The sequence below is a fragment of the Dactylosporangium sp. NPDC000244 genome (assembly GCF_040300725.1).
GTDB lineage: Bacteria > Actinomycetota > Actinomycetes > Mycobacteriales > Micromonosporaceae > Dactylosporangium.
The window spans coordinates 42,225-53,515 of record NZ_JBEPEH010000004.1 but is presented as its reverse complement, the minus strand read 5'-3'; the positions used below and the strand labels follow the sequence as shown (position 1 = coordinate 53,515).

10 protein-coding genes are annotated in these 11,291 nt (G+C 73.8%); 6 read left to right on the top strand and 4 right to left on the bottom strand.

What is annotated here, in order from left to right; translation table 11 throughout:
- Window position 1: 1 nt before the first annotated feature.
- The 5 genes from ABT369_RS06860 to ABT369_RS06840 are packed head-to-tail and all read left to right on the top strand — an operon-like array spanning window position 2 to window position 5,320.
- Window positions 2-2,086, top strand: a complete 2,085-nt coding sequence (locus ABT369_RS06860) for a glycosyltransferase family 2 protein (protein WP_350610743.1) — start codon at window positions 2-4, stop codon at window positions 2,084-2,086.
- Entirely contained in the window at window positions 2,083-3,594 is a 1,512-nt protein-coding gene (locus ABT369_RS06855; protein WP_350610742.1) for an ArnT family glycosyltransferase, read from the top strand. Before ABT369_RS06860 ends, ABT369_RS06855 begins: the two co-directional genes overlap by 4 nt.
- The gene (locus tag ABT369_RS06850; protein ID WP_350610741.1) at window positions 3,591-4,043 is read left to right on the top strand and encodes a GtrA family protein; all 453 of its coding nucleotides are present in this window, start codon (window positions 3,591-3,593) and stop codon (window positions 4,041-4,043) included. The genes ABT369_RS06855 and ABT369_RS06850 overlap by 4 nt, the downstream gene beginning before the upstream one ends.
- Entirely contained in the window at window positions 4,040-4,825 is a 786-nt protein-coding gene (locus tag ABT369_RS06845) for a phosphotransferase (RefSeq protein WP_350610740.1), read from the top strand. The genes ABT369_RS06850 and ABT369_RS06845 overlap by 4 nt, the downstream gene beginning before the upstream one ends.
- 54 nt (window positions 4,826-4,879) lie before the next feature.
- Window positions 4,880-5,320, top strand: a complete 441-nt coding sequence (locus ABT369_RS06840) for a universal stress protein (RefSeq protein WP_350610739.1) — start codon at window positions 4,880-4,882, stop codon at window positions 5,318-5,320.
- On the opposite strand, the gene ABT369_RS06835 is transcribed toward ABT369_RS06840, so the two are convergent.
- The 4 genes from ABT369_RS06835 to ABT369_RS06820 are packed head-to-tail and all read right to left on the bottom strand — an operon-like array spanning window position 5,304 to window position 9,196.
- On the bottom strand, window positions 5,304-5,870 hold the full coding sequence (locus ABT369_RS06835) for an O-methyltransferase (protein ID WP_350610738.1): 567 nt from the start codon (window positions 5,868-5,870) through the stop codon (window positions 5,304-5,306). The two genes, ABT369_RS06840 and ABT369_RS06835, sit on opposite strands and share 17 nt — an antisense overlap.
- A complete protein-coding gene (locus ABT369_RS06830) occupies window positions 5,867-6,412 on the bottom strand; it encodes a GNAT family N-acetyltransferase (RefSeq protein ID WP_350610737.1) in 546 nt (181 codons plus the stop codon). The genes ABT369_RS06835 and ABT369_RS06830 overlap by 4 nt, the downstream gene beginning before the upstream one ends.
- A 7-nt stretch (window positions 6,413-6,419) precedes the next feature.
- Window positions 6,420-8,189 (bottom strand): PAS domain-containing protein, encoded by a 1,770-nt coding sequence (locus ABT369_RS06825; protein WP_350610736.1) that lies wholly within the window; start codon window positions 8,187-8,189, stop codon window positions 6,420-6,422.
- A gap of 47 nt (window positions 8,190-8,236) precedes the next feature.
- Entirely contained in the window at window positions 8,237-9,196 is a 960-nt protein-coding gene (locus tag ABT369_RS06820) for a phosphotransferase family protein (protein ID WP_350610735.1), read from the bottom strand.
- 117 nt (window positions 9,197-9,313) lie between these two features.
- Here ABT369_RS06820 and ABT369_RS06815 point away from each other — a divergent pair, with 117 nt between their 5' ends.
- Window positions 9,314-11,275, top strand: coding sequence for a hypothetical protein (locus ABT369_RS06815; RefSeq protein WP_350610734.1), 1,962 nt, complete (start codon window positions 9,314-9,316; stop codon window positions 11,273-11,275).
- Window positions 11,276-11,291 lie beyond the last annotated feature (16 nt).

Sequence of the window (11,291 nt, the reverse complement as noted above, 5' to 3'; positions counted from 1 at the left end):
TGTGACCAGCCCAAGGGCCACGATCGTCATCCCCTGCCGGCACGAGGAGGACAACGTGGGGCCGCTGATGCACCGGCTCGCCGCGGTCGTCGACGACGTCGAGCTGCTCTTCGTGGACGACAGCGACGACGACGGTACCGTCGCCGCCATCTCGAGCGCGGCCCGCGAACTGCCCGCGACCATGCGCGTGCGGGTCTTCCACCGCACCGGCGCGCAGCGCGTGGGCGGACTGGCCGGCGCGGTCGTCGACGGCTACCGGCGCGCCCGCGCGACCCGGGCGCTCGTGATGGACGCCGACCTGCAGCACCCGCCGGAGCTCGTGCCCGCGATGCTGGCCGCGCTCGACGAGCACGACCTCGTCATGGCCAGCCGCTACCGCGAGGGCGGCACCAGCGGCGGGCTCGACGGGCCGCTGCGCCAGGCCGTCTCGACCGGCTCGACGCTGCTCGCCCGGGCCGCGTTCCCGGTCGCGCTGCGCGGCGTCACCGACCCGATGACCGGGTTCTTCGGGGTGCGGCTGGACAAGGTCGACCCGGACCGGCTGCGCGCCCGCGGATTCAAGATCCTGCTGGAGATCCTGGCCCGCTACCCGCGGCTGCGCCGGACCGAGCTGCCGCTGGAGTTCGGCGCGCGGCTGGCGGGGCAGAGCAAGGGTGACCTGCGGCAGGGGCTGCTGTACCTGCGCCAGCTGCCGACCCTGCGGGCGACGACCTGGTTCGCGACCCCGGCCGCCCGCTGGGGCACGCTGCTCGGGCTCGTCGGCGCGGTCACCGCCGGGCTGGTGGCCGCGCCGCTGTCCGGGGCCGCGGTGCTGGCGCTGCTCGTGACCGCCGTCGCCGTCTACAACACCGTCGTCGGCGCGCTGGAGGTGCGCTGGCGGCTGTACGGCTGGCGCACGCCCGAGGCGGTCTCGCAGATGCGCTGGCCGTTCAGCGACGGCGTCCACCACGAGCGGTTCACGATCATCGTGCCGGCGCTGCACGAGGACCTGGTCATCGCCGGGACGCTGCGGCACCTGCTCGAGCAGGACCACCCGGACTACGAGATCCTCGTGTCGCTGTGCGAGGGCGACGACGCCACGATCGCCGAGGTCGAGCGCGTGCGGGCCGGTCACGACCCGCACGGGCGGGTGCGCACGGTGATCCGCGCCTACGAGCGCTCCAACAAGCCGCGGCAGCTCAACGCGGCCCTGGCGGTGGCCACCGGCACCGTCGTCGGCGTCGTCGACGCCGAGGACGACGTGGCCCCGCAGCTGCTCACGCGGGTCGACACGCTCCTGGGGCGCACCGGGGCCGACGTCGTGCAGGGCGGGGTGCAGCTGATGACGCTGGGCTCGCGGGCGCGGGACTGGTTCAAGGTGCACAACGTCATGGAGTACTTCTTCTGGTTCACCAGCCGCATGTTCTACCAGGTGCGGACCGGCTTCGTGCCGCTCGGCGGGAACACCGTGTTCATCCGCCGCGCGCTGCTGGAGAAGGCCGGCGGGTGGCCGGACAACCTCACCGAGGACTGCGCGCTCGGGGTGCTGCTGTGCACGCGGTACGGCGCGAAGGTCGTCGCCGCCTACGAGCCGGAGCTCGCGACCCGGGAGGAGGTGCCGCAGACCATCGCGAACAAGCGGGCCGGATCGCTGTTCTGGCAGCGGGTGCGCTGGAACCAGGGGTTCCTCAGCATCCTGCTCGAGGGCCGCTGGTCGGCGCTGCCCACGCTGCGGCAGCGGGTGCTGGCGGGGTACATCCTGGCCACCCCGTTCCTGCAGGCCTTCTCGGCGCTGCTGCTGCCGCTGTCGATCGCGACGATCGTGTGGCTGAAGGTGCCCGTGGTCGTGGCCATGCTCATGTACGCGCCGTTCCTGCCCATCCTCATCACGCTCGCGACGCAAATCCTGGGGCTGCGGGAGTTCGCGCGCTCGTACCGGCAGAAGGTCCTGTGGCGCCACTACGCCTTCCTGCTCATCGGCGCCCCGGTGTACCAGTGGGTGCTGATGGGCGCGGCGTTCTGGGCGGTCTGGCAGCACCTCGACGGCAACACCACCTGGCACAAGACGGCCCACGGCGGCCACCACCGCCCGGTGCTCGCGTCATGACCGCGGTCCTGGAGATCGAGCGCTCGGTCGCCGGCCCCGCACCGGCGCCCCCGGCCAGGCGACGGTCCTACCGGTCCGCCTGGATCCTCGCGCCGCTGCTCGTCGTCGCCGGGCTCGTCAACGGGTGGAACCTGCACGGCTGGCCGGGCCGGATCAACGACGACGAGGGCACCTACGTCGACCAGGCCTGGGCGATGCTCGACCACGGCGCCCTGGCCCACTACACGTACTGGTACGACCACCCGTTCCTCGGCTGGGCCATCATCGCCGGGTACGCCGGCCTGACCGACGGCTTCGGCCGCGCCCCCAGCGGCGTCATGGTCGGCCGCGAGGTCATGCTCATCGCCGCGCTGGTCAGCTGCGCCCTGCTGTGGCTGCTGGCCCGGCGGCTGAAGTTCAACCGCGCCTGGTCGGCGGTCGCCGTCGCCCTGTTCGCGCTGAGCCCGCTCGCCGTGTACTTCCACCGCATGGTGTTCCTGGACAACCTGGCCACCATGTTCATGCTCGCCGCCCTGGCCGCGGCCGCCTCCCCGCGGCGCAGCGTCGGCGCGGCGCTGTGGAGCGCGGTGTGGTTCGCCGGGGCCGCGCTGTGCAAGGAGACCATCGTCATCCTGCTCCCGGCGCTGGTCTGGCTGCTCGTGCGGCACACGGACCGCCGCACCCGGCCGTGGAACCTCGGCGTGTTCGGGGTCGCGTTCGTCGTGCTCGTCTCGGCGTACCCGGTCTTCGCCCTGCTCAAGAACGAGCTCGTGCCGGGGGACGGGCACGTGAGCCTCGGCTGGGCGCTGTGGTGGCAGGTGTTCGGCCGCGCGGGCAGCGGCAGCCTCCTCGACCCTTCGTCGGGCGCCTACTCGCTGGCCCACTCGTGGGTGGACCTCGATCCCTGGCTGATCATTCCAGGTGTACTGCTCGTGCCCGCGGCATTGCTCGTCCCGCGCCTGCGCCCGATCGCCCTGGCGCTGCTCATCCAGGTCGCGATGATGTGCCGCGGCGGCTACCTGCCCTTCGCCTACGTCATCGCCCTGCTCCCGTTCGCGGCCCTGCTCATCGCGGGCGCCGGCGACGAGCTGTGGGCGTGGCTGCCCTCCTGGCGCCGGTACCTCCCGGCGGGCGCGGCCGCACTGGTGGCCGTGACCCTCGTGCTCCCCGCGTGGGCCTCGACGATGATCGCCCAGTCGAGGACCGACGGCAGCGCCGACTCCCGCGCCGCCACACGCTGGGTCGTCGACCACGTCCCCCGCGACTCGGTCGTCGTGACGGACGACTACATCTGGCTCGACCTGAAGCTCGCCGGGTTCACGAAGCCCGTCTGGCTCTGGAAGGTCGACACCGACCCGGAGGTGATGGAGGAGGTCCTGCCCGCGGGCGTGTCGAGCATCGACTACATCGTGATGGCGGGCCAGGCCGACAGCACCCTGGCCTCCCTGCCGACCCTGCGCGCGGGCGTCGCCGGCTCCGACGTCGTCGAGCGCTTCGGCGAGATCGAGGTCCGGAAGGTCCGCCGGTGACCCGCCTGCTGCGCCTGGCGGCCTTCGGCGCCGCGGGCGCGTCGGGCGTCCTGCCGAACCTGGCGGTCATGTGGCTGCTGTCGGACCGGCTGGGCGTGCACTACCTGGCCTCCGCGGTCGCGGCGACCGAGGTGGCCGTCCTGTGGAACTTCGTCCTGGTCGACTCGCTCGTCTTCCGGCGCCGCCGGGCGGGCCGCCCCTGGTGGAGCCGCCTGGCCCGGTTCGCCGTGCTGAACAACCTCGACCTGGCCGTACGCCTGCCTCTCCTGACGCTCCTGGTCGCCACCCTGCACCTGAGCTCGGTGCCGGCGAACCTGGCCACGCTGGCGGCGGCGTTCGTGCTGCGCTTCGCCGTGACCGATCGCTTCATCTACCGGGAACCGGCCCCGGAGCCGGCCCTCGCCCCGGCACGCGTCGTGATCGATGGGTACAGCAGGATGGGGGCGTGAGCGACGAGCGACGTATGGCCGGCGGCAACACCGGCGGGGCGGTGCGGGTCGGTGACACCGTGCGGCGGGCGGCCGGCCGCTGGACGCCGTCCGTGCACGCGGTGCTCCGGCACCTGGAGGCGGCCGGCTTCGACGGTGCGCCCCGCGCGCTGGGCTTCGACGAGCAGGGCCGGGAGGTGCTGTCGTTCCTGCCCGGCGACGTGGTGGGCGACGCCCGGCCCTGGCCCGCATGGGTCCACAGCGACGACGCGCTGCGCCAGGTCGCCGGCTGGCTGCGCGACCTGCACACCGCCGTGGCCGGCTTCACGCCCGCGCCCGACGCGGTCTGGCGTGAGGGCGGGTCCTGGCGGCCCGGCCTGGTCATCGGCCACAACGACGCGGCGCCGTACAACGCGGCCTGGTCCGGCGGGCGCCTGACCGGGTTCTTCGACTGGGACTTCGCGGCTCCGGTCACCCCCGAATGGGACCTGGCCTTCACGGCCTTCGCCTGGGTGCCGCTGCACGCCCGGCACGTCGTGACGGCGGAGGGATTCACCGCCTTCGAGCAGCGGCCGCGGCGGCTGCGGCTGTTCCTGGACGCCTACGGCTGGAGCGGGTCCCTCGCCGAGTTCGCCGAGATCGTGCGCCGGCGCGTGAGCGCCTCCGCCGAGGGCATCCGGCGCGTCGCCGCGGCCGGCGACCCCGCCTACCAGCGGATGATCGAGCACGGCGTGGACACCGCGCTGGAGACGGCCGTGCGCGAGCTGGACGGCTTCCCCGGGCCGGAGGCGGCGACCGGGTGACTGGCCACACCCCTCCCACCGGCACGACCAGACCTAGTACGGCATCCTGTTCCCGTGCAGTTCGAACTCGGGACCGACGGCCCGAAGGTCATCGTGGTCGGTGTCGACGGCTCGGACACGTCGATGCGGGCCGGCGCGTACGCCGCGGGGCTGGCCCGCCGCCAGCGCGCCCGCCTGGTCGTCGTCTTCGTGACCGGAGCCCCGGCCGCGAGCCGCCTGGTCGCCGAGGCGGCCGGGGCCGTCGAGCAGGCCATCGCGGAGTCGATCGAGGACATGCGCCGGCAGGTCCACGAGGGCGCCCTGCACACCGGCGTGACGACGGACTTCATCGCCGTGCGCGGCGACCCCTACCAGGAGCTGGTGCGCGTGGCGACGGAGCTGCGCGCCGACGCGGTCGTGGTGGGGGCGAGCCGCCGCTTCGGCCATCGCTGGGTCGGCTCCCTCGCCGTGCGCCTGGTGAAGTCGGGCCGCTGGCCCGTCACCGTGGTGCCGTAGCGCCGGGGAGGTAGGTCGCCAGGAGGGTGGCGGCGTCGGGGGTCACGTTCACCTGGGTCGCGCGCAGGTCAGGGTGGGTCAGCCACCACTGCCGCGCCTCGTCCACCCGGCCCTCGTACGTCGGGGGCCAGCTCGTGCACGGCGTGAAATCGTCCATGACGACGAGGCCGCCCGGGCGGAGCCACTCGGCCGGGTCCAGCGGCGGCTCGGAGCCCTTGCCCTGGCCGCCGCCGTCCAGCACCAGCAGGTCGAACGGGCCGTACGGCCGCAGCGAGCGCCAGTCGCCGGTCACGACCTCGACCCGCGGCTCGTCCCGGAACAGCCGAGCGGCCGCGGCGGCGCGCGCCGGGTCCCGCTCGATGCTCACCAGGCGTGCGCCCGGCGCCGCGCCCGCCGTGAGCCAGGCCAGGCCGACCCCGGCGCCGGTGCCCGTCTCGCCGATCACGCCGTCGCCGACGCCCCGGGCCAGCACGCGCAGCAACTCGCCGTGCTCGTCCCGGCAGGACCGGGCGAAGCCGGCGGCCCGGGCGGCGTCGACCAGCGGGGTCACCACGGCAGGCCGCGCAGGTCGACGAGGCCGGAGGGCCACTCGGACAGGGGGCGGCGGCCGGGGCGGACGAAGGTGGGGAAGACGCCCTCGACGACCGAGCGGGCGTCGCGCACGCGCAGGTGCCGGGTCGGGTTGGGCACGCGCGTCCAGCCGGTCGCGGCGTAGAACCCCGCGACCTCCTCCCGGCACTGCAGGAACCCGAAGTCGGCCGCGTCCGGCAGCACCTCGGCGAGCGCGTCCATCAGCGCCGAGCCCAGGCCCCGGCCCCGATGCGACGGGGCGACGGCCACGTCGCCGACCCCGGCGATGAGGACGTCGCCGGCCGCCGTACCGGCGAGGCGGCGCTCGAATCCGAGGTGCGCGACCGGCCGGCCGTCATCGGTGAGCCAGACGCGGAACTCCTTGCGCGCCCACGACGCCGGCCAGGAGCGGTCGGGCTCGAACTCGGGGCCGGGGAAGGCGGCGCGCAGCAGCGCGGACAGGGCCGTGTGGTCCTCGGGCGTGAGTGCGGTCTCCCAGGCGGTGTGCCGTTGCCAAGTCACCGGCGGGTCACTGGAACTTGCGGGCCGAGCTGTCCCGATTCTGGGCCGCCGGGGTGTCGGTGAAGGCGCGGCGCAGCACTTCGTGCTCGGCGCGGCGGTCCTGGGTGACGTCGTGCAGCGTCACGACCATGCCCCGGACCAGGCGGTCGTCGCGCAGGTCGCGGAAGATGACCTCGAGCAGGATGCGGCGGCCGTCGGGGCGGCGCAGGCTCCACTGGTCGCGGGTGCCGTCGCGGTCCTCGGCGCGGGCGCGGGCCACGGTGCGCTCGACCTGCTCGCGGTCCTCGGGGGCGACGATCTCGCGGAGGGTCGCGAACGGCGTCGGCCAGATGCCGAGCACGTCGGCGACCGACGGGCTGGTGTACCGGATGCGCTGGTCGTCGTCGAGGACGAGCACCACGTCGCCGCCGTGTTCGGTGACGGCGCGCAGGTATTCGTCGCTGTCGCGGCGGCTCGCGGCGTCGGTCAGGCCGATGCGGGCCAGGGCGAGGGCCGCCTGCCCGGCGACGACGGAGACGGCGTCGATCGCGGTGAGCAGGTCGCGGCGGCGCCCGGCCACGTAGAGCACGCCGGCGTCGAGCGGGCAGACGAGCACGTGGTCCCACTCGGAGAGCTTCGCGCTCCACAGCGGCGGGATGTCCGCGATCGGCTGGATGCGGGGCGCGCTGAGCTCGCCCATCGGCAGCAGGTCGGTGAGGCTGAAGTCCACGACGATCGCGTGCGGGGCCTCGGCGGGCAGCAGCGTGGCGACGGCCGACTTGACCGCGGCCGCGACCTGGCCGGCGTCGTGGGCGCCGACGAGCACGGTGCCGGTCTGGCGCAGGGCGCGCTCGCGGCGCAGGGCGCTGGCGTGCTTGCCGACCGCGTCGCTGAGCCGCACCACGAGCAGCACGAGCGTGATGCCGGAGGCGATGGCGATCATCGGGCCGTCGTGCACGCCGCCGGTGAGCGCCTGCACCATGAGCACGAGCGGGGCGAACGCGACGCAGACGAGCAGCAGGATCAGGCCGAGGCCGCCCACCGGCTCGCGGGCGGCGCGCACGGCGCCGGTCGGCGGGGCGGTGAGCCTGGTCATCGCGGACAGCAGGGCGGCGGCGCCCCAGGCGGCGTACGACACCACGTAGGCGAGGTCCGCGGGCCCGCCGGGGCGCATCGCGTCGTGGGCGGCGTGGCCGACGCCGTACCACACATCGCCGGTCAGCATCGCGGCCGCGCCGGCGGCGAGCAGGATCGCGGACGGGCTGCGTGGCGCCGCGGTGACCAGGCGGACGGTCACGACGAGCACGATCACGTCGCCGAGGGTGAAGGCGGCCTCGGTGGACCAGTCCGCCGGGCTCAGCCCGCCGTCGAGGCGCGGGGAGGCGATGAACACCCAGGCGGCCAGCAGCGCGGCGGTGCCGAGCGCGAGCAGGTCGATCAGGCGGGTGCGGTCGTCGAGGACCGTGCTGGCGCGGGTCAGGCCGATGAGGGCGACCGCGCCGACCGGGAACATCGTGAGGTAGGCGACGTCGGCAAGGGCCGGCGGGTTGTCCGGCGCGAGGCCGTAGAGGACGTCGCCGACCGTCATCGCGATCAGCGCCGCGGACAGTGCCCACCACGGGGCGGGCCGCTGCGGGCGGTGCCGCGCGATGCCGGTGACGATCGCGCCGGCCGAGGCGAGGCCGATCGCCGCCCAGACGACCGGGGCCAGGCCCGGCCGGACGAAGAGCGCGATCGCCAGCGCCGCCACGAGCACGGCGAAGCCAACCAGGAGTCGTCTACCGCGCAGCACACCCATCGACATCCTCACCGTAGGTGATGCCATCTATACCACATTGTGATCGATCAGCCCAGATCCCGCAGGTCCGAAAGCAGCCAGGGCGTGACCCACTCCCGGCGTTCCCGCTCCGCTTCGCCCACGACAGCCCGGCTCGGCATCTCGATCAGCAACAGCAGGCAGAACTGGATTCGGTACAGCATGAGCCGCACCCGCTGCGCGTCCGTGAGCGCGACCGATGACTGCCCGTAGTACCCCCGCAGGACGGGGTGCCCGGGCTCGTCCTCGATCCGGCGCCCGATGGCGGGGGAGACGAAGTCGTAGAGCGGGTCGCCCCAGAAGTACCGCTCGCCGTCGACGAGCCCGGTGAGCCGCCCGCCCTCGCTCAGCACGTTGCCGTCCCACAGGTCGAAGTGCACCAGGCTCGGCACCGTGACCTCGGCCAGCGTTCCCGCGTGGCGATCGAGCGCCGCCATGATCCCGGACTCGGGCACCGGCAGGTCCACGCCCCAGTCGCGGCCGTCGGCGAGCAGGTCGGCGGTCATGGCCGCGAACGCCGCGGGCCACGTGTCGCCGCCCGCCCGGCCGGGCCCGTCGTAGCCGAACCGCTCGCCGGTCACCGTGTGCAGGCGCCGGAGTGCCTCGCCCAGCTCGTGCCGTACCGATGCGTCGTCTGTATCCGGCTCCGTCAACGGGCGTCCCGGCAGCCGTCCGGCCAGGACCAGGTCCTCGTCGGCGGCGAGCACCGGCGGCACCGGCACCCCGGGTGCCTGGCCGGCCCGGCGGTAGTAGCGCGCCTCGGCGGCGATCAGCCCGCGCTCGTAGCGCAGCAGCGGCACCCCGGGTGGCGGGCCGATCTTGACCACGGCCTCGGTGCCGTCGTCGAGCGTGACCGCCCAGACGGCCGCGAAGGTGCCGCCCGACAGCGGTCCACAGTGGACGGCGACGCGGCCGGAGCGCTCGCGCAGCAAGGCCGTGACGGCCGCCGGCGTCAGCTGCCGCTGGGTGGGACTGATGACCGCGGACACCCGTACACCCTACCGCCGGCCAGGACATTGACGTCCCTCGGTCGATCGATCGCCTTACGCATTGAAGTGCATCATTGGTAGCGTGCTCGGATCAGCCTTACTCAATGGGGAGGCCAAGTGAGGAAGAGGCTCGCGAGTATCGCCGTGGCCGGCCTGATCGCCGGGGCCGGGGTGGTAGTCGCACAGACACCGGCGGCCGCGGCACCCAAGGCCCCGCACGGTGATCTCCAGGCGGGAATCCGGCGGCAGCTCGCCGCGGGGGTCCAGGTGGTCCCGAAGCAGACCGCGTCCGGCAAGCTGGCCGCGACCGGGGCCGCGAACCCCTACACCGCGCTGCTGCGGGACCCGGCCAAGGTCGACAAGTATTACTGGTCCGAGCAGTCCAAGGCGGCCGGCAAGGCCCGCGCCCAGCAGCAGGCGCAGAACAAGCTCGCCGCGGCGAACCCGATCGTCCACGACGAGGCCGAGCCGAAGGGCACCCACGGGTCCAACGACTCGCACGCCACCGCCGAGCTGATCAAGGGCTTCGGCACCGGCAAGAAGCTCAACAACCGCGTCCGCGTCCTGGGCCAGCTCTCGCCGGAGGCGGTGAGCCCCTCGGCGCTCAACCCGGCCGCGGAGGACGACGGCTCGATCCCGCTCGCGTTTGAGTTCGGCCTCGGCGCCAACCGCAACGGGTTCAGCACCACCGGCGCCATCGGCGACGGCCCGCACGGCAGCACCGGCGACGCGACCGGCGACTTCGACTTCGTGAAGGTCCACGGCCACGCCGGGCAGCGGCTCATCGCCGGCACCTCGGGCGCCCTGGACACCGTCGTCGGCCTGTACGACGCGACCGGCGAGATCGTCGCCGCCGACGACGACAGCGGCCCCGGCCTGAGCAGCCTGCTCGACTTCGCCATTCCGGCGACCGGCGACTACTACCTGATGATCGCCGGGTACGGCCTGGGCACCGTGTTCCCGGCCGACCCGTTCGACTCCGGCAGCGGCCTCGGCACCGGCCGGGAGGGCGCCTACAACCTCGACGTCTCCCTCGCGTACCCGGACCTCGACTTCTACGCCGTGGACCTGGTCGCCGGCGACGTGCTCGGCGGCTCGGTCGCCGGGGTCGGCACCCGCCTGACCGTCCGCGACCCGGGCGGGAGGGTCGTCTTCGGCTCCGAGCAGGACGCGAGCTTCATCTACGCGCCCGCCTCGCCGCTGCCGGGCGGCGGCAACGCGGTCGTGTCCTACGTGGCGCCGCGCGACGGCCGCTACACCGTCGAGGTCGGCGGGCTCGCCGGGCAGTACGACATCACCGTCGAGGCCTACCGGCCCGGCCCCGAGGCCCTGGAGCAGGGCGTCACCCAGACGCTCTACCTGGACTTCGACGGCGCCCGGATCAACACCGCGATCTTCGGCGGCCCCGGGGTGCGCCAGCTCAGCCCGCTGCAGGGCTTCCTCGGCCGGTGGGGCCTGAGCGCCGCCGACGAGGACAAGGTGATCAACGAGGTCATCGCCACGGTGCGGGAGAACATCCTGACCGACGCGAAGGCCCGCGGCACCGACCCGCGCGTCGGGCTGAAGATCCTCAACAGCCGCGACGACGCCGACCCGTTCGGCCGGCCCAACGTGCACCGCATCGTCGTCGGCGGCACGATCGCCGAGTCGGGCATCGACACGATCGGCATCTCGCAGTACATCGACCCGGGCAACTACGCGACCGAGGACAGCGCGATCGTGCTGCTCGACGTGCTCAGCGACCCGGGCGGCGACGCGTCCCTGAACACGTACATCACCCCGGCCAGCGACAAGATCAAGTTCATCGGCCGGGCGCTGGGCAACGTGATCACGCACGAGGCCGGGCACCTGTACGGCAACTTCCACACCGACCCGCTCAACGACACGCCCAACCTCATGGACGCCGGCGGCGCGTTCCCGGGCCTGTTCGGCGTCGGGCCGGACAACATCGGCGGCACCGCGGACGACTTCGACTACGACTTCGGCGAGGACGTGTTCACGCCGGACGAGGGCCTGGCCGGCACCGAGGACACGCTGAACACCACCGCCTGGGCCCTGGTGAAGGGCAAGGCGAAGTAAGGCCGGTCACCTTCCG

What these genes read in the sequence shown, in the direction of transcription:
- ABT369_RS06855 (WP_350610742.1), top strand. Translation starts at nt 2,083, where the DNA reads ATGACCGCGGTCCTGGAGATCGAGCGCTCGGTCGCCGGCCCCGCACCG.
- ABT369_RS06825 (WP_350610736.1), bottom strand. Translation starts at nt 8,189, where the DNA reads ATGGGTGTGCTGCGCGGTAGACGACTCCTGGTTGGCTTCGCCGTGCTC.